The following is a 23,924-nucleotide window of genomic DNA, read 5'->3' on the forward strand; positions in this document are numbered from 1 at the left end:
GGGGAGGACATCAAGTGACCAACAGACCATGGACGTTCAGAGCAGCCGCAGTGGGCGTAGCCCTCGCGGCGGCCACCGCCACGTTCTCGACGTACGCCGTGGCGCAGGCCGACTCGGCCGCCGCTTCACCGGTCGTGGACCGCCACGACCCGCAGCCGGTCAAGAACACGGTCGACCACGACCTCGACGGCCCGCTGAGCAAGACCCAGAACGCCCAGCGCCAGGAGGCGCTGAACCAGGTCATATCCGGCGACGCCAAGGTGCAGAACCGCAACGGCTCGCAGGTCGTCCAGCTGAAGAGCAAGAAGGGCGACAGCAAGTACGTCGAGCTGGGCCGCGAGAAGACCGACAAGATCTTCACGATCCTGGTCGAGTTCGGCGACAAGACGGACCCGAAGTACGGCGGCACCGCCGGCCCGAAGCACAACACGATCGCCAAGCCGGACCGCAAGAAGGACAACAGCACGGCCTGGCAGGCGGATTACAACCAGAAGCACTTCCAGGACCTCTACTTCGGCACCGGCAAGAACGTCGAGTCGATGAAGAAGTTCTACGAGACGCAGTCCTCGGGCCGCTACTCGGTGGACGGCGAGGTCGCCGACTGGGTCAAGGTGCCCTTCAACGAGGCCCGTTACGGCAACAACGCCTGCGGCGACACGAACTGCCCGAGCGTGTGGAACGTCGTCAAGGACGGCGTCACCGCGTGGGTCGCCCAGCAGAAGGCGGCCGGCGCGTCCGACGCGGCCATCAAGGCGGACCTGGCCGGCTTCGACCAGTGGGACCGCTACGACTTCGACGGCGACGGCAACTTCAACGAGCCCGACGGCTACGTCGACCACTTCCAGATCGTGCACGCCGGTGAGGACGAGTCCGCGGGCGGCGGTGTACAGGGCGAGGACGCCATCTGGGCCCACCGCTGGTACGCGTTCGGCACCGACGCGGGTGCCACGGGTCCGGGCGACAACAAGCTCGGCGGCGCCCAGGTCGGCGACACCGGCATCTGGGTCGGCGACTACACCATCCAGCCGGAGAACGGCGGACTCGGCGTCTTCGCCCACGAGTACGGTCACGACCTCGGTCTGCCGGACCACTACGACACCGCCGGCGGCGACAACTCCACCGGCTTCTGGACCCTGATGTCCTCGGGTTCCTGGCTCGGCAGGGGCAAGGACTCCATCGGCGACCTCCCCGGCGACTTCAACGCCTGGGACAAGCTCCAGCTCGGCTGGCTGAACTACGACACCGCCAAGGCCGGCAAGCAGTCCACGCACAAGCTGGGTGTCGCCGAGTACAACACCTGGAACAAGCAGGCGCTCGTCGTCACGCTGCCGGAGAAGGCGGTCACGACCACGGTCGTCACCCCGGCGCAGGGCTCGACCCAGTGGTGGAGCGGCAGCGGTGACAACCTGAAGAACACGCTGACCCGGTCCGTGGACCTCACGGGCAAGTCGTCGGCGACGCTGACCCTCGACGGCTGGTACGACATCGAGGCGAACTACGACTACCTGTACACCGAGGTCTCGACCGACGGCGGCGCCAACTGGACCGCTCTCGACGGCACGGTGAACGGCGCCGCGATCCCGCGCGACGGCAGCGACAAGCCCGTCCTCACCGGCACCATCGACTCGTACGCGAAGCTGGCGTACCCGCTCGACGCCTACGCGGGCAAGAAGATCGACGTCCGCTTCCGCTACCAGAGCGACGGCGGTGTGGCGCTGAAGGGCTTCGCGGCCGACGAGATCACCGTCACCGCGGACGGCACCGCGCTCTTCTCGGACAACGCCGAGACGGCCGACGCCGCTTGGACCGCCAGTGGCTTCTCCCGCATCGGCGCCTCCTTCACCAAGGACTACGCGCAGTACTACCTCGCGGAGAACCGCCAGTACGTCTCGTACGACAAGACCCTCAAGGTCGGCCCGTACAACTTCGGCTTCTCGACGACCCGTCCGGACTGGGTGGAGCACTACGCCTACCAGAACGGCCTGTTGATCTGGAAGTGGGACACCTCGCAGGCGGACAACAACACCAGCCAGCACCCGGGTGTCGGCCTCGCGCTTCCGGTCGACGCGCACTCGAAGGCCCTGTGGTGGGAGAACGGCACGCTGATGCGCAACCGCATCCAGGCCTACGACTCCACCTTCAGCCTGTACCGCACGGACGGCATCACGCTCCACAGCGCCGACGTCGCCACGAAGATCCCGTCGAAGAAGGGCGTGTCGGTCTTCAACGACCACACCAGCGACTACTACGACAACAGGAACCCGACCGGCGGCGTCAAGATCACTGACACCAACACCAAGATCCAGATCGTCAAGGAGGCCAAGGACGGCTCGACGATCTCCCTCAAGGTCGGTCCCGCAGTGAAGTAGTCAGTATTTCCGCAGGTCAGAAGCGTATCGGCGGCAACCCTCTGGCGGGTTGCCGCCGATCGTGTTTAGGTGCGTCCTGTGCCCGGCTTATTGACACTGACTCGCACGGGGGTGTGACCGCATGGCCGCAGGAGGTTTCTGCAGATTGCCGAACGGCAGCGTCGTGGTGGCGCTGAACCTGCCCAGTCCGGCAGGTTCCGGCGCCGGCTGCATACGGTTCCTGGTCGTCGCCCAGAACCGTGCCCGCGCCCTGACGCGCCTGCGCAATCTGGGCCTGCGCGCCGTCTACCTGCGGGGCAACGCGTCCCCGCCCACACCCGACGAGATCACCGCGGTCCTGCACCACCCCGACGGGCTCATATGGCGCACGGCACCCGACGCCGGCGTCCCGGGCACCGGCGTCACCGGCATCGGTGTCCCCGAGCTCCCCCAGGAGCTGTGGCACCCGATCAGGACGCTGCTCAGACGCCCGGCACCGCAGCCATGACGAACCGGACGGGACGGCGAGTGACGTCGTACGACCCTGTGTGATGCGCGGGGCGTCCCGGCTAGACCACGGGCTTGCCCGTGAGCTCCACCCCGGCCGCGCGCAGCTCTTCCAGCGCGCGTTCCGTCGTCTCCTCGGCCACTCCGGCCGTCAGGTCGAGCAGGACGGTCGTGCGGAAGCCCTGCTCCGCGGCGTCCAGAGCGGTCGCCCGTACGCAGTGGTCGGTCGCGATGCCGACCACGTCGACCTCGCCGATCCCGCGGGCGCGCAGCCAGTCGCCCAGCGGCATGCCGTTCTCGTCGGCGCCCTCGAAGCCGCTGTACGCCGCCGCGTAGGCGCCCTTGTCGAAGACGGCGTCGATCGCGCCGGAGGCGACGGCCGGGGCGAAGTTCGGGTGGAAGCCGACCCCTTCCGTACCGGCCACGCAGTGCGCGGGCCAGGAGTGCACGTAGTCGGGGTTGTCGGCGAAGTGGCCCCCGGGGGCGATGTGGAGGTCGCGGGTGGCGACGACATGCCGGTAGCCGGCGGGTGCCTGCCCGATCAGCTCCGTGATGGCGGCGGCCACATCGGCGCCCCCGGACACCGCGAGGCTGCCTCCCTCGCAGAAGTCGTTCTGCACGTCTACGACGATCAAGGCGCGGCGCATGGGCGGTGTCCTTCGGCTATGGGTGCGGCAGACAAGGGTGCGGGCCCGGCCGTTGAACTTCCGAGCCTAGAGACTTCGAGCGCGGTGCGGGAGGGGGTATTCGGCTTCCACGGCCCGAGCGGGCACGCTGCCGTTGCATTCCCGCTCACCCGGGGTTCATGCGCGGCGCCACTCCTGCCCCGCCCGCCTCCCGCGCCTCAGACGTATTCGGTGGGAAGCACCGGCTCTCCGCGCGACAACTGTGTCGCCGACAGCGGCAGCCGGGCCCGGACGTCCGCGTGCCGGTCGCGTACGACGTCGAGCGGCTCGCGGGACAGGACCTGTCCGCCCTTGACCAGCTGGACCAGGAGCTGCTGGTCGGCCAGCTCGCCGGGCACCGGCCCGACGCCGATCACCTCGGCCTCCGCGACCCCGTGCTCGTCCAGCCGCCGCGCGGCCCACTTGCGCCCGCCGATGGACGTCTTCCCGCCGGTGGACTTCTTGGCCACCGCCACCATCGGCGCCTTCGGGTCGGCGGACTCGGCGCGGGCGACCAGTTTGTAGACCATCGAGCAGGTCGGATGGCCGGATCCCGTCACCAGCTGGGTGCCGACGCCGTACGCGTCCACGGGCGCCGCCGCCAGCGAGGCGATGGCGTACTCGTCGAGGTCGGAGGTCACGACGATCTTCGTCCCGGTCGCGCCCAGCTCGTCCAGCTGCTGGCGCACCCGGTGGGCGACGAGCAGCAGGTCGCCGGAGTCGATGCGCACCGCGCCGAGCTCGGTGCCGGCCACCTCGACGGCCGTCCGGACCGCCTCGGCGACGTCGTAGGTGTCCACGAGCAGCGTGGTGCCCCGGCCCAGCGAGTTCACCTGGGCCTGGAAGGCGTCCCGCTCGTGGTCGTGCAGCAGGGTGAAGGCGTGCGCGGAGGTGCCCACGGTCGGGATGCCGTAGCGGAAACCGGCGGCCAGGTCGGAGGTGGTGGTGAACCCGCCGATGTACGCGGCCCGCGAGGCGGCCACCGCGGCCAGCTCGTGGGTGCGCCGGGCGCCCATCTCGATCAGCGGCCGCCCGCCCGCCGCGGAGGCCATCCGGGAGGCGGCGGCCGCGATGGCGGAGTCGTGGTTGAGGATCGACAGGATGACCGTCTCCAGGAGCACGCACTCCGCGAAGCTGCCCTCGACCCGCAGGAGAGGGGAGCCGGGGAAGTACACCTCGCCCTCGGGGTAGCCCCAGATGTCCCCGCCGAAGCGGTACGAGGCGAGCCACTCGATGGTCGGCTCGTCCACGATCCCGCGCTCGCGCAGAAAGCCGAGGACGTCCGCTTCGAACCGGAAGTTCTCGACCGCGTCGAGGACGCGTCCGGTGCCCGCGACGACTCCGTAGCGCCGCCCCTCGGGCAGCCGCCGGGTGAAGACCTCGAAGACCGAGCGCCGCTCGGCGGTTCCGGCCGCGAGCGCGGCCTGCAGCATCGTCAGCTCGTACTGGTCCGTGAAGAGCGCCGTAGAAGGAACGTCCATCCGTCGCCCGCCACCACCCTTCTGGGGAAGCGCTTCGCGCCCTTCTTCTTCCGGCAGCCCAAGGTCCGCTGTGTTCATGGCAGGGATCGTACCCCCATCTCGTCACTTTGACGATTTCTGGGGACCCGGAGATTCCCGGGGGAGTCGCCCCCCTTTTCGGGGGTCCGTTTGTGCGGGTGACCCCCTCTGGTGGCAGCATGGGCGATGTGACGGCTCCCGCACCTCTAGAGATCGAGAAGACCGAGTCGGCGGAGGAGGTCTTCGCCGTACCCGAGCCGGACGTCCCCTGGGTCACGATCGTCCACAACGACCCGGTCAACCTCATGAGCTACGTGACGTATGTCTTCCAGTCGTACTTCGGCTACTCCAAGGACAAGGCCACCAAGCTGATGATGGACGTCCACCACAAGGGCCGGGCCGTCGTTTCCAGCGGCACGCGCGAGGAGATGGAGCGCGACGTGCAGGCCATGCACGGCTACGGTCTGTGGGCCACCCTTCAGCAGGACCGGAAGTAGCCGGACCCCTGTCACCCACCCGCGAGCAGGACCGGAAGTAGCGAACTCACTCCATGCCTGGACACTTCGAACCGCTCCCCGGCGGCGGCGCGGCCGTCGCGCTCGACGAGGTCGAGATCTCCATCATCCGCTCCCTCGCCGTCCAGCTCCTGGAGCTCATCGGTCCCGGCCCCGCGGAGAACGCCGCCGCCGACCCGCTCGCCGAGCTGTTCGCGGAGGGCCCCAGCGAGCCGCCGAGCGACCCGGTGCTCAGGCGGCTGTTCCCCGACGCCTACAGCGGCCCCGACGTCGAGGCCGCCTCGCCCGAGCAGGCCGAGGAGCAGCGAGCCCACTCCGCGGAGTTCCGCCGCTTCACCGAGAACGACCTGCGCGCCGGCAAGCGCGAGAACGCCCTCACGATGATCCGCTCGCTGGACGGCCTGACGCCCGGCGGTGACGGCGGAGCGGTCCTCAAGCTGACCACCGCGCAGTCCGAGCAGTGGCTGCGCGCCCTGAACGACCTGCGGCTCGCGATCGGTTCCCGGCTCGACGTCGTCGACGAGGAGGACACCGACCTCCTCTACCGCCTCCCGGACGAGGACCCGCGCAAGCCGATGGTGATGGCGTACCTCTGGCTGGGTGGACTCCAGGAGACCCTGGTCGAAACCCTTATGCCTTGATCTGTCGGGACATAACACCTCTCGTGTTCGCTCAGCGGACGCTCAAATCCGGATAACGATCGCGTCACCGTGACCGCGCCCTATGGGGCGCGGTTCGACGTTTTGTCCGGTTCTTCCTGTGGTCTGCGCGACACGACCCTCAACCGATCAACGCCGCCGCCGTGATAGATCTTCACGACCGCCCGGCAGGACACCACCCATGTCCCGCCGGGTGCGCCACCGAGCCGGCGGACCGCCGGCCAGGCACAGCTCCACCTATCCGGGGGGATCGGAAACCGATCCGAAGCCAAGGGACTGGCTCGGACCGGCATGGAGAAAGGCGCACCAGACATGACCTCATCGCAGGTCGGCAAGCAGTACGACGGCAGTGAGGCCGTGGGCGGCGACGCCCCCGAAGAGGGGTACGAGCGCGGGCTCGGCAGCCGTCAGGTCCAGATGATCGCGATCGGCGGCGCCATCGGCGTCGGCCTGTTCCTGGGAGCCGGGGCGAACATCGCCAAGGCCGGCCCCAGCCTGATCATGATGTACGCCCTCGCGGGCGTGATCATCTTCTTCATCATGCGGGCGCTCGGCGAGCTCCTGCTCTACCGCCCGGTCTCGGGCTCCTTCGCGGAGTACTCCCGCGAGTTCCTCGGCCCGTTCTTCGGCTACTTCACCGGCTGGACGTACTGGCTGATGTGGGTGGTCACCGGCATGGCCGAGCTCACGGCCGCCGCGATCTACGTCCACTACTGGTTCCCGACGGTCCCCCAATGGGTGACGGCACTCGTCTTCCTGGTCGTCCTGTTCGTGGCGAACCTGATCTCCGTCAAGCTCTTCGGCGAGATCGAGTTCTGGTTCTCGATGGTCAAGGTCACCGCCCTGATCGGCATGATCGTGATCGGCCTCGGCGTCCTCACCTTCGGTTTCAGCTCCGCCGGTGACACCGCCTCCGTCGCCAACCTCTGGCAGTTCGACGGCTTCTTCCCCAAGGGCGTCGGCTCGTCCCTGATGACCCTGCAGGGCGTCATGTTCGCCTACCTCGCCGTCGAGCTCGTCGGCGTCACGGCGGGCGAGTCCGAGGACCCCGAGAAGACGCTCCCGAAGGCCATCAACACGCTCCCGTGGCGCATCGCCCTCTTCTACGTCGGTGCCCTCTCGGTCATCCTCTGCGTCGTGAAGTGGACGGAGTTCGCACCGGGCGTGAGCCCCTTCGTCGCGGCCTTCGCGAAGATCGGCATCCCGGCCGGCGCGGCCATCGTCAACTTCGTGGTCCTCACCGCCGCCCTGTCCTCCTGCAACTCGGGCATGTACTCCACGGGCCGCATGCTGCGGAACCTGGCCGACAGCGGCGAGGCCCCGAAGGTCTTCAGCAAGCTGTCGTCGACCAAGACGCCCGCGCTCGGCATCACGATCTCCGTGCTCTTCATGGGCATCGGCGTGATCCTCAACTACGTCGTCCCCGAGAAGGCCTTCGGCTACGTCACCTCGGTGGCCACTGCGGCCGGCATCTGGACCTGGCTGATGATCCTCGTCAGTCACATCCTCTACCGCCGCGCGGTCGACGCCGGCCGGCTGCCGGCCTCGTCCTTCCCGGCCCCCGGCGGCGCGAAGTGCAGCTGGGTCGCGGTCGTGTTCCTCCTCTTCGTCACCGGCCTGATCGCGTACGACTCCGAGTCCCGCATCTGCCTGTTCGTGATGGCCGGCTGGGCCGCCGCGCTGGCCATCGGCTGGGCGATCCTCAAGGCACGCAACCCGCAGGTCACCGAACGTCACGAGCAGGAGTTCGAGACCGTCGGCTGACCGCCCCCACGGACGTCCGGCCGCTCCGGCCACCGCTCAGGACGTCCGGCATTCGGGCCGTCCCGTACCACACCTCGGTACGGGACGGCCCTTCTGTCTATCCTGACCAGCATGCTGACCATCACCGAGGCCCTGTTCGACCAGATCGTCGCGCACGCGCGCCAGGACCACCCCGACGAGGCGTGCGGCGTCGTCGCGGGGCCCGCGGGCACCGACCGCCCCGAGCGGTTCATCCCGATGCTGAACGCGGCCCGATCGCCCACGTTCTACGAGTTCGACTCCGGCGACCTGCTGAAGCTCTACCGCGAGATGGACGACCGCGACGAGGAGCCCGTCGTCATCTACCACTCGCACACCGCGACCGAGGCCTACCCCTCCCGCACCGACCTCTCCTACGCGAACGAACCGGGCGCGCACTACGTGCTGGTCTCCACGGCGGACACGGACGACGCCGGCCCCTTCCAGTTCCGCTCGTACCGGATCGTGGAGGGCGAGGTCACGGAGGAGGAGGTCAAGGTCGTGGAGAGCTACTGATCTCACCCGTCGAACCAAAAGCGTCCGGAATGCGAGATCACACACCGGGACCCGTACCGGGAATCGATACGATGAGCCCATGGTTTTCCACGACGTGAGCGAAAAGACGCCGGGCACGCTGCTCGTGGCGCGGCTGCACGTCGACCTGTGCAGGCTGCAGAGCGCCATCTGTACGCGCTGACCTGCCGCCGCCGTACGGCCGAGAGCCGCGGCACCGCAACCGGCGTACCCCCTGCCTTGCCCGCGCCGCCGCGCGTCTTCCGACCTGACTTTCCTTCCGACAGGAGCCCGCAACCATGGCCATCGAGGTCCGCATCCCCACCATCCTCCGCACCTACACGAACGGCGAGAAGGCCGTCGAGGGCGGCGGGGCGACCCTTGCCGAGCTGTTCACCGACCTCGACACCCGTCACGCGGGCATCCGGGCCCGGATCGTCGACGGCGGCGAGCTGCGCCGCTTCGTCAACGTCTACCTCAACGACGAGGACGTCCGCTTCCTCGACGGCATCAACACCAAGCTGACCGACGGCGACAGCGTCACGATCCTGCCGGCCGTCGCCGGTGGCATGGCCTGATCGGCCGCTGGTCCCCATGCGCTACGACTCCCCGCTCGCCGCGGTGGGCAACACCCCTCTGGTGCGCCTGCCGCGGCTCTCGCCGTCCGCGGACGTCCGTATCTGGGCGAAGCTGGAGGACCGCAACCCGACCGGTTCGGTCAAGGACCGGCCGGCCCTCCACATGATCGAGCAGGCGGAGAAGGACGGCCGTCTGACGCCGGGCTGCACGATCCTGGAGCCGACCAGCGGCAACACCGGCATCTCGCTGGCCATGGCGGCGAAGCTCAAGGGCTACCGCATGGTCTGCGTGATGCCCGAGAACACCTCGCAGGAACGCCGTGACCTGCTCGGCATGTGGGGCGCCGAGATCATTCCCAGCCCGGCCGCCGGCGGTTCCAACACCGCCGTCCGCCTGGCCAAGGAACTCTCCGCGCAGCACCCGGACTGGGTGATGCTCTACCAGTACGGCAACCCGGACAACGCCGGCGCCCACTACGCCACGACCGGACCGGAGATCCTCGCCGACCTCCCGTCCATCACCCACTTCGTGGCGGGCCTCGGCACCACGGGCACCCTCATGGGCGTCGGCCGCTTCCTGCGCGAGAACAAGCCGGACGTCAAGATCGTCGCCGCGGAGCCGCGCTACGACGACCTGGTCTACGGGCTCAGGAACCTGGACGAGGGCTTCGTGCCGGAGCTGTACGACGCCTCCGTCCTCACCAGCCGCTTCTCCGTGGGCTCGGCGGACGCGGTCACCCGCACCCGGGAACTCCTCCAGCAGGAGGGCATCTTCGCGGGCGTCTCCACCGGTGCCGCGCTGCACGCCGCGATCGGCGTCGGCAACAAGGCTCTCAAGGCCGGCGAGTCCGCCGACATCGCCTTCGTGGTCGCGGACGGCGGCTGGAAGTACCTGTCGACGGGCGTCTACACGGCGGCGACGACGGAAGAGGCGATCGAGGCGCTGCAGGGCCAGCTCTGGGCCTAGCACCCCGATGACCCGGACGCAGGGCGTGGAGGCCGAGGAGCGGCCCCCGCGCCCTTCGCCGTTCTTGAGGAGATGCCTCTGTTCCGGTGCGTGCCGCCCGGAACGGCGAGCCCGGCAGGGCCTCGGCCCGGCGGTGCCGGCCCGGTGGTCTCAGCCCGCCAGGTAGCGGACCTGGTCCCACAGGACCGGGTCCATCACACCCACCCGCCGACGGAAGTCGCCCACCGGTACTTCGCGCAGCTCGTCCGTCTCGAGGAAGCTCGGCCGTCCGTGGGCGTCCCCCACGGCTCCCGGGGGCAGCGGGATCACCCCGGGCCGCTCGTCGTGGTACTTGCTGGTGATCTTCGCGACGGTCACCCGTTTCCCGCGCACCACCAGCACCAGACAGGGCCGGTCCTTGGCCCCCGGCCCGTCCTCGTAGGGGACGTTCGCCCACCAGATCTCCGACGCCCGCGGAAGCGGCTCGCCGCGCCGGGTTCCGCCCCGGCGGGGTCCGCGGGGCCGGCTCGGCGGACGCGTCCGCCCGGCCGGCCGACGCCCGCGGCGCCCCCAGCCGTCCACCAGCGTCGCGACCAGCGCGAGCAGTACCACCGCCGCCAGGGCGAGCCACCAGGACGTGTCCATAGCGAAGAAGGTACCGGCGCGCATGTGCCCCCGCCCGCCCCGCGCCGACCCTCTGTGCCCCAAGGTCCATCCGAACCGGTGACAGCACAGGTGAGTTCGCCCACAACAGCCCCTGGCGGAGGAGCGACCGGCCCTTTTGCGCCTTACGCTCGATGGACCGCACGACCCCCGTTCCCGTATCTGCAACCGAGTACCTGCACCCCGCATCTACTCTCTGCACTTCCTGTCAGCGCGGAGGTTCCAGCTCTTATGAAGCTCACCGTCGTCGGCTGCTCGGGGTCGTTCCCGTCCGCGGAATCGGCCTGCTCGAGCTACCTCGTGGAGGCCGACGGCTTCAGGCTGCTTCTCGACATGGGCAACGGTGCCCTGGGCGAGCTGCAGCGCCACTGCGGTCTCTACGACCTCGACGCGATCTTCCTCAGCCATCTGCACGCCGACCACTGCATCGACATGTGCGCGTACTTCGTCGCGCGCTACTACCGTCACGACGGCGGTCGCTGCGACCCGATCCCCGTCTACGGACCCGAGGGCACGGAGCATCGCCTGACCACGGCCTACGCCGACACGCCGTCCGCGTCCTCGATGAGCGAGGTCTTCGACTTCCACACCGTCAAGCCGGGCACGTTCGAGGTGGGCCCGTTCACCGTGCACACGGAGCGGGTGCGCCACCCCGTCGAGGCGTACGGCATCCGGGTGGAACACGACGGAAGGTCCCTGACGTACTCCGGGGACACCGGGGTGACCGAGACCCTGGACGAACTCGCCCGCGACACGGACCTGTTCCTGTGCGAGGCCGCGTTCACCCACGGCAAGGAGGACATCCCCGACCTCCACCTCACCGGCCGGGAGGCCGGCGAGACCGCCGCCCGCGCCGGCGCCCGCCGCCTCGTCCTCACCCACATCCCCCCGTGGACGGACCCCGGGACCAACCTGGCCGACGCCCGCTCGGCGTACACGGGTCCGGTGGAACTGGCGGCGCCCCGGGTGACGTACGAGATCTGACGGCTTCCGCGCACACGAAGGCCCCCGGAACCAGGTGGTTCCGGGGGCCTTCGGCCGTATGGAGGGACGGCTCACGCCTTCGTGAGGTCCTCGATCTCCTCCTCGGGCTCACGGCCCGGGGTGGCGAGGTTGAACCTGATGATCGCGAAGCGGAAGACCACGTAGTAGATCACCGCGAAGACCAGGCCGATCGGGATGATCATCCAGGGCTTGGTGGCCAGGTTCCAGTTCAGGAAGTAGTCGATCGCACCGGCCGAGAAGCTGAAGCCGTGGTGCACGCCCAGGGCCCAGGTGATGGCCATCGACAGGGCGGTCAGGACCGCGTGGATCACGTACAGGACCGGCGCGATGAACATGAACGCGAACTCGATCGGCTCGGTGATGCCCGTGACGAACGAGGTGAGCGCGAGCGACACCATCATGCCGCCGACGACCTTGCGGCGCTCGGGGCGGGCGGTGTGCGTGATCGCCAGGGCGGCGGCCGGCAGCGCGAACATCATGATGGGGAAGAAGCCGGTCATGAACTGCCCGGCGGTCGGGTCGCCGTGGAAGAAGCGCGGCAGGTCGCCGTGCCACAGGGCGCCCGTGGAGTCCTTGTACGAGCCGATCTCCTGCCAGGCCACCGTGTTGACGAACTGGTGCATGCCGACGGGGAGCAGCGCGCGGTTGATCGCGCCGAAGATGCCCGCGCCGACGGCGCCGAGGCCGGTCATCCACTCACCGAAGTTGGTGATGACGTCGCCGATGGGCTCCCAGACCAGGCCGAAGAACACGCCGACGGCGGTGCCGATGAAGGCCATCAGGATCGGGACCAGGCGGCGGCCGTTGAAGAAGCCGAGCCAGTCGGGCAGCTTGGTGCGGTGGAACCGCTGCCAAGTGACGGCGGCTATCAGGCCCATGATGATGCCGCCGAAGACCTTCGGGTCGTTGTACGTCGCGGCGACGTCCGCGCCCTTGGTCACCTTGGCGTCGGTGATGGGGAACGCGGTCAGCACGTTCTTGTAGACCAGGAAGCCGACCAGCGCCGCCAGCGCCGTGGAGCCGTCGGCCTTCTTGGCGAAGCCGATGGCGATGCCGACGCAGAACAGCAGCGGCAGGTTGCCGAACACCGCGTCGCCGGCGGTGGCGAACACGGAAGCGACCTTGTCCCAGCCGAGGCCGTCCTTGCCGAACACGTCGGGCTGGCCGAGGCGGAGCAGAATGCCCGCCGCCGGCAGCACGGCGATCGGCAGCTGCAGGCTGCGGCCGACCTTCTGCAGGCCCTGGAACAGGCCGGATCCCCGCTTCTTTGCGGGTGCCGCCGATGCGGTGGCGGTGCTCATAGTTCCTCCATGTGCTGGCGCTGCCGGGGGACGGGAAGGGCGAAACAGGGGTGGGCAGCGGCCGCGTGGTCTACACCACTCAGTGGTGTAGACCTGTTCTAGCACGGTGAAGGCTGGATAAGGAAGGCACGAATTTTGTGGCCTCGGCCATAACGGGAACAAGTGGTTCCGGTCATGCCGAAGGGCCCCCGGACCGACAGGTCCGGGGGCCCTTCGCCAAGCGGTCTCCGCGGCGGAGGCCCGGGCGGGTCTCCGCCGCGGAGACCGCCGTCCTGGCGCGGAGCTCTACGCCTTGGTGGTGTCCTCGACCTCCTCCTCGGGCTCCCGCCCCGGAGTCTTCAGATCGAACTTCGTGATCGCGAACCGGAAGATCGCGTAATACACGGCGGCGAAGCACAGCCCGATCGGCACGATCGCCCAGGGTCTCGTCGCCAGATTCCAGTTGATGACGTAGTCGATCAGACCCGCGGAGAAACTGAAGCCGTCATGCACGCCCAGCCCCCACGTCACCGCCATCGAAACGCCGGTGAGCACCGCGTGCACCGCGAACAGCAGCGGCGCGATGAACAGGAACGAGTACTCGATCGGCTCGGTGATGCCCGTGACGAACGACGTCAGCGCCACCGACAGCATCAGACCGCCGATCTCCTTGCGGCGATGAGGCTTCGCAGTGTGCGCGATCGCAAGCGCCGCCGCGGGCAGCGCGAACATCATGATCGGGAAGAAACCGGAGAGGAACTGACCCGCGTTCGGATCGCCCGCCAGGAACATGTTGATGTCCCCGTGCACGACCTGGCCGTCGGGCTTGGTGTAACTGCCGAACTGGAACCAGATGGGCACGTTCAGGAACTGATGCAGGCCGATCACCAGCAGCGCCCGGTTGGCCAGACCGAACACGCCCGAACCCCACGCTCCCAGCCCGACCAGCCAGTCGCTGAAGTTCTCCAGCGCGGTACCGATCGGCGGCCAGACCCACACACACAACGAGGCGAACGCGATCGCCACGAACGCCATGATGATCGGCACCAGACGGCGGCCGTTGAAGAAGCCGAGCCAGTCCACCAGCTTCGTCCGGTGGTAGCGCTGCCAGAAGAACGCCGACAGCAGCCCGATGACGATGCCACCGAAGACCCCGGGGTTCTGGTAGGTGAACTCCACGACGGAGTTGTCCTCCAGCTGACAACCCAGCTTGATGGCGGCACTCCCGGACGGACAGTCCTCCGGGAACGCCCGCAGCACGTTGTAGTAGACGAGGAAGCCCACGACCGCCGCGAGCGCCGTGGAACCGTCCGCCTTCTTCGCCATACCGATGGCCACGCCGACACAGAACAGCATCGGCAGCCCGAGCTGACCGTCCAGCAGCGCGCCACCCGCCGCGCCCATCACCTTGGAGAGGTTGTCCCAGCCGAGCCCGTCCGCGCCGAACACGTCCGGCTGCCCCAGCCGGTTGAGGATGCCGGCGGCCGGCAGCACGGCGATCGGCAACTGAAGGCTGCGGCCCATCTTCTGCAGACCCTGGAAGGCCTTGTTCCAGCGGGCGCGCGCTGGCGAGACAGCGCTGACGGCACTCATGGGCGTCCTCCGGGCCGGGCCGGTTTGGCGACTCCAGGCCGACTGGTGTAGACCAGTTGACGACGGGTCGCTCTGTCGTGATCGCCATCATTCGGCACCCACGACACGGCCGCTCGCGAAGATGGGCCAACTGTGGGTTACTGCGACAAAGCGGTTCTGATCAGGGAGTAGGACATGGCCACGAAGGCTGAGAAGATCGTCGCCGGGCTCGGCGGCATCGAGAACATCGAAGAGGTCGAAGGCTGCATCACCCGGCTCCGCACCGAGGTCGCCAACCCGGACCTGGTGAACGAGGCCGCCCTGAAGGCCGCCGGCGCGCACGGAGTCGTCAGGATGGGCACCGCCATCCAGGTCGTCATCGGCACCGACGCCGACCCCATCGCGGGCGAGATCGAAGACATGATGTGAGCGACCGGACCCACTGAAGCCGGCCCGGCCCCCCGCGAGCCACGCACCGCTTCAAACACTCCGGCTCACCCTTGAGGGGCTGTTTCCGCCACCGGCGGGCAGCCCCTCACCCCTGTGCGGATAGGCTCGACGCCATGTCTCGAATCGACGGCCGCACCCCCGAACAGCTGCGCCCCATCACCATCCAGCGTGGCTGGAGCAAGCATGCCGAGGGCTCCGTCCTCGTCTCCTTCGGCGACACCAAGGTCTTCTGCACGGCCTCCGTCACCGAAGGCGTCCCGCGCTGGCGCAAGGGCAGCGGCGAGGGCTGGGTCACCGCCGAGTACTCCATGCTGCCCCGCGCCACCAACACCCGCGGCGACCGCGAATCGGTCCGCGGCAAGATCGGCGGCCGCACCCACGAGATCAGCCGCCTCATCGGCCGCTCGCTGCGCGCCGTCATCGACTACAAGGCGCTCGGCGAGAACACCATCGTCCTCGACTGCGACGTCCTCCAGGCCGACGGCGGCACCCGCACCGCGGCCATCACCGGCGCGTACGTCGCCCTCGCCGACGCCGTCACCTGGGCCCAGGGCAAGAAGCTGATCAGGGCCGGCCGCAAGCCGCTCACCGGCACCGTCTCCGCCGTCTCCGTCGGCATCGTCGGCGGCGTCCCGCTCCTCGACCTCTGCTACGAGGAGGACGTGAAGGCCGACACCGACATGAACGTCGTGTGCACCGGCGACGGCCGCTTCGTCGAGGTCCAGGGCACCGCCGAGGCCGAGCCCTTCGACCGCAAGGAGCTCAACGCCCTGCTGGACCTCGCCGTCGGGGGCTGCGACGAACTCGCCGCCATCCAGCGCGCGGTACTCGAAGAGACCGGTGAGGCAACCGCGCGTTAATCTTTCGCGTTCTTAGGGGTACGGGCGTACGGTCCAGCCGTGCGCCCGCCGGCCCTGTCGGGCGGTCCGGGCCTCCCGCGCAGCGGGGTGCACCGGCCACCGGCGCGGCCGCGCCACTTCATGCCCACGGGGAGGGACCGTTCCATGGCCGCGCGCCACCGCCATCGTCGCCGTACCGCAGCACTCGCCGTCGTCGCCGCACTCGTCGCCCTGCCGGCGGCCGTCGGCTGCGACGCCGTGAGCAAGGCGCTCGACTGCGTACAGACCGCCGACTCGATCGCCGACAGCGTCACCGACCTCCAACAGGCCGTCGAGAACGCGGCGAACGACCCGACGCAGACCGATGAGTCCCTCAACTCGATCGAGAACAACCTCGACAAGATCGGCGACAAGACCGACAACGCGGACGTCAACAAGGCGGTCGACGACCTCAGCAAGGCCGTCGCCAACGTCCGCACGGCCGTCAAGAACGGCGACAGCACCCCCGACATCAGCCCCGTGACGGACGCGGCGGGCGAACTGACGAAGGTGTGCACGCCGTAGCGGGTGCGGGTGGATCGGGCGGACCCCGGGCGTGGCAGGGGGCCTGGCTCGGGACCTGACCCGGGGTCTGGCAAGGGGCCTTGCCCGGGTTCGGACAGAGGCCCTTGCTCGGGGTCTGACGGGGGACCCGGCCGGGGCCCGACGCGGGGTCGAACAGGGCCCGGACTCGGAGATACTGGCGACCATGACCCGCCTGATCCTCGCCACCCGCAATGCCGGAAAGCTCACCGAGTTGAAGGCGATCCTCGCCGACGCAGGGCTCACCCATGACCTCGTCGGCGCGGACGCCTACCCCGACATCCCCGACGTCAAGGAAACCGGCGTCACCTTCGCGGAGAACGCCCTGCTGAAGGCCCACGCGCTGGCGCGGGCCACCGGCCTGCCCGCCGTCGCCGACGACTCGGGCCTGTGCGTCGACGTGCTGAACGGCGCGCCCGGCATCTTCTCCGCCCGCTGGGCCGGCCGCCACGGCGACGACCGGGCCAACCTGGACCTGCTCCTCGCCCAGCTCTCCGACATCGACGCCCCGCACCGGGGAGCCCACTTCGCCTGCGCGGCGGCCCTCGCCCTGCCGGACGGCACGGAACGCGTCGTCGAGGGCCAGTTGCTCGGCACCCTCCGCCACACCCCCGCCGGCACGAACGGCTTCGGCTACGACCCGATCCTCCAGCCCGAGGGCGACACCCGCACCTGCGCGGAGCTCTCCCCGGCGGAGAAGAACGCGATCAGCCATCGCGGCAAGGCGTTCAGGGCGCTGGTGCCGGTGGTGCGGGAGTTGTTGGGCTGACGCAAGCGAGCCGTGGACCCGTCCTTGGCGGACTGGATCCACGGCTCGTCGGCAGTGCGGCCGGTGGGATTCGAACCCACACGGGTGTGAACCCACTGGGACCTAAACCCAGCATGACTGCCATTCCATCACGGCCGCTCAAAAACGGTCACAGCCTTCGACCGGCGGCGTTCAGTCTACGGGGGGAGCAGCTCGCCCGGCGAGTGGCATTCGCCCCTTCTGGCGGCACCACGTCTCCGTCAGGGCATGACAGTTGGGACACAGATACCGCAGATTCTCCCTGCGGTTGTCCCGCCAGTCCCCGTTGACATGGTCGATCTGCAAGGTGATCCGGCGGCCCAACCACTCACCGGTGTTGCCGCAGCTCGTACATGCGTAAGGCACCCCGATCTCGGTCATGGCCCGGTGGAGCCGGATTCTGTTGGTCCGCCCGGCTTTGTTCGGCATGACGACGAGCACCTGGTGCGCGATCGATGGAGGTGCTGGGCGCTCCGGCCGCCCCCAGGCCCGGCGCTTGAAGTGACTGGTGTCGAGACCGAGGCGGGAGGCTGCGCGCCGGACCCGGCGGTGATTGGTGTCCGTAACGTTCATCCCGAGCCTGCGCATGACGTCGGCGTAGCTGGTGGAACGTGCTACGAGACTGCGGAGCTCGTCCTCGGGAATCCGTGCGCGCTGGTGCGAGAAGTGTCCGATGTCGACGCCATGGGCCGCCAGCATGCGGCCCAGTGCCGCTCGCGAGCGGCTGTCGTCCGGGACTCCCAGTACGCGTGCCACACCACGCACGCTGGCGGTCGTGGCTGCGGCGTTCCGCAGTTCTTCTGGGGTGAAGGGCAGATCCGGCTCGGCGCGACCCATTCCGGGGAAGTGGGTGATGTCAATCCCTGCCGCGCTGATGCGGCGTCGGATGTGGGAGAGGGTTCCCGTGGCCAGCGAGGCGCCCAGCTTCAGAGCCACTTCGCGCAGGGAGGACGAGGAGGCGGCAGCTTCGGCGATGGCGGCATCGGGGTATTTGCGCCACGGGCTGCGCTTGGCGAAGTGGCTGGTGTCGAGTCCGTGATTCGCTACTTTCTTCTGGAGCACACGGCGTTGGCCCCCACTCGACCTGAGACCGAGCCGTCGCATCAGATCAGTCCAGTTGCGCGCGCCTCGGCGACGACCGGCGCGAGTTGCTCCCTGCTGTACGGGTCTGGTTTTGGCACGGCACGGCCGGAGGCGGCCGTCGCTGCCGGATCTGCTGTACTCCGCATGCTCATGTACCCCTGTCTCGACTGCGCGTTCGCAGCCTCGTACGGAATAACGAGCCGTTGATCGGATGGTCACCTCCCCTGATGTCCTGCTGACCCGGCGGTCATGCCTCCCGGGGCTTTTGACGCGGCTGCGGCGGGTGCGTCAGTGCCCCGACGTGGCCTTCAGTCCCACCACCGCCACCAGGAGCAGGCAGACGAAGAAGATGCGGGCGGCTGTTGCCGGTTCGCCGAGGATGGTCATGCCGAGGATCGCCGCGCCCGCCGCTCCGATGCCGACCCAGACGCCGTAGGCCGTGCCGATCGGGAGCGACTTCGCGGCGTAGGAGAGGAGGATCATGCTCGCGATGATGCCCGCGCCCGTCAGTACGCTCGGGACCAGGCGTGTGAAGCCGTCGGTGTACTTCATTCCGATCGACCAGCCCACTTCGAGCAGACCGGCGACGATCAACAGGACCCAGGCCATGGGAGCACCTCCGAGAGACAACGGCTGGACGGCGATGCGTCGTCTTTGCGGAGCCCGGTACGGCGCGTCTCGTCGGGGTCCCTCCACGGTAGCAAAAGGATGACAAAAGGGGCCGGTGACCATGGTCACCGGCCCCTCTGGACGACGTATGCCCTACAAATACAGGCCGGTCGAGTCCTCGGACCCTTCGAACCGGTCAGCGGCCACGGCGTGCAGATCCCGCTCGCGCATCAGCACGTAGGCGGTCCCGCGCACCTCGACCTCGGCACGGTCCTCGGGGTCGTACAGGACCCGGTCGCCCGGTTCGACCGTCCGGACGTTCTGTCCGACCGCGACGACCTCGGCCCAGGCGAGCCGACGGCCGACGGCCGCCGTCGCGGGGATCAGGATGCCGCCGCCGGAACGCCGCTCGCCCTCGGCGGCGTCCTGCCGTACCAGCACGCGGTCGTGCAGCATCCGGATGGGCAACTTGTCGTCATGGGTGCTGTGCTTTTCCCGATTGGCGCTCACGCCCCGAACCTACCTGTCCCGGCCGGTTTCGTACGCGGGCGGGTCAGCCCTTGCGCCGCTGCGTGCCCACCACGAGCAGCCCGACGAGCCCGACCGCGACCAGAGCCACCGGCACGATGCGCCCCAGTCTGGGCGCGCCCTCCTCGGTGACGAACTGCCCCTTCACATCGCCGACGACGCGATTGACGCCGACGTAGGCGCGCCCCAGCGTGTGATCGATGTTCGAGGCGACCTTGGCCTTGGCGTCTCCGACGATCGTCTTCGGGTGCACCCGTACGCCGATCTCGTCGAGCGTGTCGGCGAGTGTTGCGCGGCGGGTCTTGATGTCCGCCTCGATCTGCGCCGGAGTCCTGGTATCCGGCGTTCTCGACGTATCCGACACCGCGATGCCTCCGTGGTCGTGTTGTGACTCCCTGATTCGGACAGTCTGTCAGTTCGGACCGGACCGCACCCCTCGGCACCCCCCATTACGCTCGTTCCGTATCCATTCCATCCCCCGGCCACGTGAGGTTCCGATGAGCGAGCGACTCCAGCCCGGCGACACCGCCCCCGCCTTCACCCTGCCCGACGCCGACGGCAACGAGGTCTCCCTCGCCGACCACAAGGGCCGCAAGGTCATCGTCTACTTCTACCCGGCCGCCCTCACTCCAGGCTGCACGAAGCAGGCCTGCGACTTCACGGACAACCTCGACGTGCTGGCGGGCGCCGGCTACGACGTGATCGGCGTCTCGCCGGACAAGCCCGAGAAGCTCGCCAAGTTCCGCGAGAAGGAGTCGCTGAAGGTGACCCTGGTCGGGGACCCCGACAAGACGGTCCTTGAGGCGTACGGCGCCTTCGGCGAGAAGAAGCTGTACGGCAAGACGGTCGTCGGTGTCATCCGCTCCACGGTGGTCGTGGACGAGGAGGGCAAGGTCGAGCGGGCGCTGTACAACGTGAAGGCGACCGGTCACGTGGCGAAGATCATCAAGGATCTCGGGATCTGACCGCGGGGATCCGCCGCAGGAAATGTGACTGCGGGATCCGACCGCAGGAAGGTGACCGCGGGGATCCGACCGTTCAGGGGCTTCCTGGACGGGAGCCGCCATGACTTGCCGGGCGGGAGCCTGCTCAGGGTTTTCTGGACGTGAGCCCGCTCAGTGGGTCCACGCCCGGTGTCGTGCCCGTGGTGCCGCCGTTCGTGGCTCCGCCCGTCGTGCCGCCGCTGGTGGGGGATCCGGTGGTGCCGCCGCCCGTGGTGGCACCACCGGTGGTGCCGCTGGGGGTTCCGCCGGAGCTGTTGGTGCCGCCGTTGGCCGGACTCTGGGTCTGGCCCTGTGTCTGGCCGTTCGTCGGCGCCGGTGTGCTGCCGTTCGTTCCGCCCTGTGTCCCGTCCTCGTCCTCGTCGCCGTCCGTGCCGCCGTCGTCCTGGCCGTCGGTGGCGTCCGGTTCGCTGGGCTCGTAGCTCGGGTAGTCCGGTTCCTCGGCGCCGGGCTGGAGCCGGAGGTCGAAGTCCGCCGCCTCGGTGTCCTCGAGGGCGTCCCCGGTGAACTGGGCCCAGATCTGGGCGGGGTAGCCGCCGCCGTTGATGCGGGGCTGTCCGAGGGCGCCGTACAGGGACTTGTGGGCGCCGGTCTCGGGATCCTGGCCCATCACGGAGACGACGGTGGCGAGGTCGGGGGTGTAGCCCGCGAACCAGGCGGCCGTGTCTTCCTCCGCCGTGCCGGTCTTGCCCGCGGCGGGCCGGCCGGCGGCCTGCGCGGCCTGACCGGTGCCGCCGTCGACGACGCTCTGGAGCATCGAGGTGGTGGTGTCGGCCGCCTCGCGGCTCACCGTCTGCCGGACGCTGCGGGCGGGCAGCTCCACATCCTCCTCGCCGTCCTTGGTGACCTTCTCGACGAGTGTGTACGTGCCGTGCCTGCCGTGGTTGGCGAGCGTGGCGTACGCCTCCGCCATGTCGAGGACGCTGGCGGTGGCCGGACCGAGGGCGATGGAGGGGGAGGCGGTCAGGTCGGGGGTGCCGGCGGGGAGGCCGAGGGCCACGGCGGTCTTCTCCACCTTGGCGGGGCCGACGTCGACGGCCATCTGCGCGTACACCGAGTTGACCGACTTGTCGGTGGCGGTGCGGACGGTGATGTCGCCGTACGAGACGCCGTCCTCGTTCTCCGGGGCGTAGAGGCCGCCGTTCCAGCCCTCCACGGAACGCTGGTCGGTGCCGTCGTAGATCGTGTTCGGGGTGATGGCGCGGCCGTCCTGGGTCTGCGAGTCGTTCTGGACGGCCGAGGTGAAGACGAACGGCTTGAAGGTGGAGCCGACCTGGTAGTCGCGGCGGGTCGCGTTGTTGACGTACTGCTGGGTGTAGTCGATGCCGCCGTACATCGCGAGGACCTTGCCGCTGGACGGGTCGATGGCGACGCCGCCGGCGCGGACGTACGTGTCGACCTTGCGGTTCTTCTTGTCGAGCTGGTCCATCACCTGGTCGTTCACGGCCTTCACGAAGGCGTCCTGCTTGGGCTTCTGGAGTGTGGTGGTGACGCGGTAGCCGCCGGTGGTGAGGGTGTCCTCGTCGATGATCCTGTTCGAGGTCAGATAGTCGTTGACGGCCTGCACGAGGTAGCCGCGCTGGCCCGACATGCCCGCCGAGCCCTTGGCCTGCTTGGGCGGAGCGAAGGTGATGCGGGCGCGTTCCGCCGGGGTCAGCCACTTCTTCTTGACCATGCCGTCGAGGACGTAGTTCCAGCGGGCGAGGGCCGCGGCCTTGTTCTCGGGGTGCGCGATCACGTCGTACTCGCTGGGCGCGTTGAGCAGGGCGGCGAGGTAGGCGCCCTGGGCGGCGGTCAGACGCCGGGCGTCGACGCCGTAGTAGGCCTGCGCGGCGGCCTGGATGCCGTAGGCGTTGCGGCCGTAGTAGCTGGTGTTGAGGTAGCCCTCCAGGATGTCGTCCTTGCTCTTCTCCCGGTCGAGCTTGATGGAGATGAAGAACTCCTTCACCTTGCGGGTGACGGTCTGTTCCTGGCCCAGGTAGTAGTTCTTCACGTACTGCTGGGTGATCGTCGAGCCGGACTGCCTGCCCTTGCCGGTGACGGTGTTCCAGCCGGCGCGGAGCATGGCCTTCGGGTCGACGGCGGACTCGGTGTAGAAGTCGCGGTCCTCGGCGGCGAGGGTGGCGTGCTGGGCGTCCTTGGAGATCTGGGCGAGCGAGACGTTCTCGCGGTTGACGTCGCCGTCGCGGGCGAGCTGGCTGCCGTCGGCGTACAGGTAGACGTTGCTCTGCTTGGTCGCGGCGGCGTTCGCGGGCGGGATCTTGACGAGGAAGTAGCCGAGCGCGAAGAGGCCGATCACGAGCAGCAGCGCGCCGAGGAGCGTGCCGAGCAGCATGCGCCAGGTCGGGACGAACCTGCGCCAGCCGGTCCGTTTCCGCTTCTGCTTCTTGCCGGGCTTGCCCGGTGCTGTCTGTGGTCCCGCCGCGGGGGCCGGGGCCGGGCGGGGGCCCGGTTCCGGTTCCCTGGGTGCCCAGCCCTGGCTGCGTTGCTGCGGCTGCGGCTTGTCGCTCATCTGTTCGCCGAACTCCTGTTTATGGTCGTACGTTCCCATACGGCCTCGTACGCCTGATGCGTCCCCTCTTGAAGACTCTCGCACCATGCGTTCCGTTCCCGGATCCCGGCACGTGTCGCGCCGGAAAATGCCTGGCGGGTCACACGGGGCCGGGGCTAGGCTCCTGCGCTTTGGCTCAACGCGGAGGAAGGGGACGGGTTGTGGGCACAGCGCGGTTGTACGCGTCCGTCGCGGCGAGCGGGTTCCGGCGCTACGCCACCTATCGGATCGCCACCGCGGCGGGTGTCTTCACCAACACCGTCTTCGGGCTGATCCTGGCGTACATCTTCATCGCCCTGTGGGACACCAAGCCGCACCTCGGCGGCTACGACCAGGCGCAGGCGCTCAGCTATGTGTGGCTCAGCCAGGCGCTGCTGATGGTGGTCGCCGTGATGGGCGGCGGCTTCGAGGACGAACTGATCGAGCGAATCCGTACGGGTGACATCGCGATCGACCTGTACCGGCCGGCCGACCTCCAGATGTGGTGGCTCGCCCAGGACATGGGCCGGGCGCTGTTCCATCTGATGGGCCGCGGAGTGGTCCCGCTCGTCTGCGGCGCCTTCTTCTTCGACCTGGCGCTGCCCTCCGATCCGCTGACCTGGCTCGCCTTCCTGGTCGCGGTCGTGCTCGGGGTGGCCGTCAGTTTCGCGATCCGTTTCCTGGTGGCGCTGTCCGCGTTCTGGCTTCTCGACGGGGCGGGCGTGGCGCAGCTGGCGTTCATCGCGGGGATCTTCTGCTCGGGGATGCTGCTGCCGTTGAACGTCTTCCCGGGTGTCCTCGGCGAGGTCGTACGGGCCCTGCCCTGGTCGTCGCTGATCCAGGCGCCCGTGGACGTCCTGCTCGGCACGGCCGATCCCCTGAGCACGTACGTGTCCCAGGCCGCCTGGGCCCTCGGGCTGCTCACGGCCGGGCGGCTGGTCCAGTCGGTGGCGACGAGGAGGGTGGTGGTGCAGGGTGGCTGA

The 23,924-nt window shown here is 68.9% G+C and carries 26 protein-coding genes, 1 tRNA gene and 1 riboswitch; of the genes, 16 read left to right on the forward strand and 11 right to left on the reverse strand.

Going from position 1 to position 23,924, the window contains the following annotated elements:
• The first annotated feature begins 14 nt into the window (after positions 1–14).
• Entirely contained in the window at positions 15–2,369 is a 2,355-nt protein-coding gene (locus tag OOK38_RS17900; RefSeq protein ID WP_266759243.1) for an immune inhibitor A domain-containing protein, read from the forward strand.
• 121 nt (positions 2,370–2,490) lie between these two features.
• A complete protein-coding gene (locus tag OOK38_RS17905; protein WP_266759241.1) occupies positions 2,491–2,856 on the forward strand; it encodes a hypothetical protein in 366 nt (121 codons plus the stop codon).
• A 61-nt stretch (positions 2,857–2,917) separates the two neighbouring features.
• Here the strand turns inward: OOK38_RS17905 and OOK38_RS17910 are convergent, their stop codons facing one another.
• The gene (locus OOK38_RS17910; RefSeq protein WP_266759239.1) at positions 2,918–3,502 is read right to left on the reverse strand and encodes a nicotinamidase; all 585 of its coding nucleotides are present in this window, start codon (positions 3,500–3,502) and stop codon (positions 2,918–2,920) included.
• A 197-nt stretch (positions 3,503–3,699) separates the two neighbouring features.
• Complete coding sequence (locus tag OOK38_RS17915; RefSeq protein WP_266765704.1) at positions 3,700–5,001, reverse strand: nicotinate phosphoribosyltransferase; 1,302 nt, start codon at positions 4,999–5,001, stop codon at positions 3,700–3,702.
• 197 nt (positions 5,002–5,198) lie between these two features.
• Here OOK38_RS17915 and clpS point away from each other — a divergent pair, with 197 nt between their 5' ends.
• From clpS to OOK38_RS17945, 7 genes are all read left to right on the forward strand, one after another.
• Complete coding sequence (gene clpS / locus OOK38_RS17920) at positions 5,199–5,516, forward strand: ATP-dependent Clp protease adapter ClpS (protein ID WP_266759237.1); 318 nt, start codon at positions 5,199–5,201, stop codon at positions 5,514–5,516.
• A 53-nt stretch (positions 5,517–5,569) separates the two neighbouring features.
• Entirely contained in the window at positions 5,570–6,175 is a 606-nt protein-coding gene (locus OOK38_RS17925) for a DUF2017 domain-containing protein (RefSeq protein ID WP_266759235.1), read from the forward strand.
• Between the two features lie 330 nt (positions 6,176–6,505).
• Entirely contained in the window at positions 6,506–7,957 is a 1,452-nt protein-coding gene (locus tag OOK38_RS17930) for an amino acid permease (protein WP_266759233.1), read from the forward strand.
• A 111-nt stretch (positions 7,958–8,068) separates the two neighbouring features.
• Positions 8,069–8,491: a M67 family metallopeptidase gene (locus tag OOK38_RS17935; protein WP_266759231.1), complete on the forward strand. Its 423-nt coding sequence runs from the start codon at positions 8,069–8,071 to the stop codon at positions 8,489–8,491.
• A gap of 79 nt (positions 8,492–8,570) precedes the next feature.
• Entirely contained in the window at positions 8,571–8,672 is a 102-nt protein-coding gene (locus tag OOK38_RS34520) for a putative leader peptide (protein ID WP_323178808.1), read from the forward strand.
• A 115-nt stretch (positions 8,673–8,787) separates the two neighbouring features.
• On the forward strand, positions 8,788–9,066 hold the full coding sequence (locus OOK38_RS17940; RefSeq protein WP_266759229.1) for a MoaD/ThiS family protein: 279 nt from the start codon (positions 8,788–8,790) through the stop codon (positions 9,064–9,066).
• Between the two features lie 16 nt (positions 9,067–9,082).
• Entirely contained in the window at positions 9,083–10,033 is a 951-nt protein-coding gene (locus OOK38_RS17945) for a PLP-dependent cysteine synthase family protein (protein ID WP_266759228.1), read from the forward strand.
• Positions 10,034–10,183: 150 nt separating this feature from the next.
• On the opposite strand, the gene OOK38_RS17950 is transcribed toward OOK38_RS17945, so the two are convergent.
• A complete protein-coding gene (locus OOK38_RS17950; RefSeq protein ID WP_266759226.1) occupies positions 10,184–10,657 on the reverse strand; it encodes a type II toxin-antitoxin system PemK/MazF family toxin in 474 nt (157 codons plus the stop codon).
• Between the two features lie 249 nt (positions 10,658–10,906).
• Between OOK38_RS17950 and OOK38_RS17955 the strand changes: the two genes are divergently transcribed.
• Entirely contained in the window at positions 10,907–11,659 is a 753-nt protein-coding gene (locus OOK38_RS17955) for an MBL fold metallo-hydrolase (protein WP_266759224.1), read from the forward strand.
• A gap of 71 nt (positions 11,660–11,730) precedes the next feature.
• Here OOK38_RS17955 and OOK38_RS17960 read toward each other — a convergent pair whose 3' ends face one another.
• Positions 11,731–12,981 (reverse strand): PTS transporter subunit EIIC, encoded by a 1,251-nt coding sequence (locus OOK38_RS17960; RefSeq protein ID WP_266759223.1) that lies wholly within the window; start codon positions 12,979–12,981, stop codon positions 11,731–11,733.
• Between the two features lie 285 nt (positions 12,982–13,266).
• The gene (locus tag OOK38_RS17965) at positions 13,267–14,553 is read right to left on the reverse strand and encodes a PTS transporter subunit EIIC (RefSeq protein ID WP_266759222.1); all 1,287 of its coding nucleotides are present in this window, start codon (positions 14,551–14,553) and stop codon (positions 13,267–13,269) included.
• A gap of 174 nt (positions 14,554–14,727) precedes the next feature.
• Here OOK38_RS17965 and OOK38_RS17970 point away from each other — a divergent pair, with 174 nt between their 5' ends.
• The 4 genes from OOK38_RS17970 (at position 14,728) to rdgB (ending at position 17,172) form a co-directional block, all read left to right on the forward strand.
• Positions 14,728–14,961, forward strand: coding sequence for a PTS glucose/sucrose transporter subunit IIB (locus OOK38_RS17970; RefSeq protein ID WP_266759220.1), 234 nt, complete (start codon positions 14,728–14,730; stop codon positions 14,959–14,961).
• Between the two features lie 134 nt (positions 14,962–15,095).
• Positions 15,096–15,842: a ribonuclease PH gene (gene rph / locus OOK38_RS17975; RefSeq protein ID WP_266759218.1), complete on the forward strand. Its 747-nt coding sequence runs from the start codon at positions 15,096–15,098 to the stop codon at positions 15,840–15,842.
• A 144-nt stretch (positions 15,843–15,986) separates the two neighbouring features.
• Positions 15,987–16,385 carry a hypothetical protein gene (locus tag OOK38_RS17980; protein WP_266759216.1) on the forward strand — a complete coding sequence of 133 codons (399 nt, stop codon included), beginning with the start codon at positions 15,987–15,989 and terminating at the stop codon, positions 16,383–16,385.
• Between the two features lie 184 nt (positions 16,386–16,569).
• Positions 16,570–17,172 carry an RdgB/HAM1 family non-canonical purine NTP pyrophosphatase gene (rdgB, locus tag OOK38_RS17985; protein ID WP_266759214.1) on the forward strand — a complete coding sequence of 201 codons (603 nt, stop codon included), beginning with the start codon at positions 16,570–16,572 and terminating at the stop codon, positions 17,170–17,172.
• Between the two features lie 55 nt (positions 17,173–17,227).
• Here the strand turns inward: rdgB and OOK38_RS17990 are convergent.
• The 5 genes from OOK38_RS17990 to OOK38_RS18010 form a co-directional block, all read right to left on the reverse strand.
• Positions 17,228–17,310, reverse strand: a tRNA-Leu gene (locus OOK38_RS17990).
• Between the two features lie 33 nt (positions 17,311–17,343).
• Positions 17,344–18,252 (reverse strand): HNH endonuclease signature motif containing protein, encoded by a 909-nt coding sequence (locus OOK38_RS17995; RefSeq protein ID WP_266759212.1) that lies wholly within the window; start codon positions 18,250–18,252, stop codon positions 17,344–17,346.
• 309 nt (positions 18,253–18,561) lie between these two features.
• Positions 18,562–18,882, reverse strand: a complete 321-nt coding sequence (locus OOK38_RS18000; protein WP_266759210.1) for a multidrug efflux SMR transporter — start codon at positions 18,880–18,882, stop codon at positions 18,562–18,564.
• Between the two features lie 33 nt (positions 18,883–18,915).
• Positions 18,916–18,986, reverse strand: a riboswitch (guanidine-III (ykkC-III) riboswitch).
• A gap of 49 nt (positions 18,987–19,035) precedes the next feature.
• Entirely contained in the window at positions 19,036–19,338 is a 303-nt protein-coding gene (locus tag OOK38_RS18005; protein WP_052454563.1) for a co-chaperone GroES, read from the reverse strand.
• Positions 19,339–19,435: 97 nt separating this feature from the next.
• Positions 19,436–19,774 (reverse strand): DUF3618 domain-containing protein, encoded by a 339-nt coding sequence (locus tag OOK38_RS18010; RefSeq protein WP_266759209.1) that lies wholly within the window; start codon positions 19,772–19,774, stop codon positions 19,436–19,438.
• 133 nt (positions 19,775–19,907) lie between these two features.
• Between OOK38_RS18010 and bcp the strand changes: the two genes are divergently transcribed.
• The gene (bcp, locus tag OOK38_RS18015) at positions 19,908–20,375 is read left to right on the forward strand and encodes a thioredoxin-dependent thiol peroxidase (protein ID WP_266759207.1); all 468 of its coding nucleotides are present in this window, start codon (positions 19,908–19,910) and stop codon (positions 20,373–20,375) included.
• A 124-nt stretch (positions 20,376–20,499) separates the two neighbouring features.
• On the opposite strand, the gene OOK38_RS18020 is transcribed toward bcp, so the two are convergent.
• Complete coding sequence (locus tag OOK38_RS18020) at positions 20,500–22,923, reverse strand: transglycosylase domain-containing protein (RefSeq protein WP_266849352.1); 2,424 nt, start codon at positions 22,921–22,923, stop codon at positions 20,500–20,502.
• Positions 22,924–23,123: 200 nt separating this feature from the next.
• Between OOK38_RS18020 and OOK38_RS18025 the strand changes: the two genes are divergently transcribed.
• On the forward strand, positions 23,124–23,924 hold the full coding sequence (locus OOK38_RS18025) for an ABC-2 family transporter protein (protein ID WP_266759205.1): 801 nt from the start codon (positions 23,124–23,126) through the stop codon (positions 23,922–23,924).

Source organism: Streptomyces sp. NBC_00568 (assembly GCF_026341855.1).
In the GTDB taxonomy this organism is placed as follows: Bacteria; Actinomycetota; Actinomycetes; order Streptomycetales; family Streptomycetaceae; genus Streptomyces.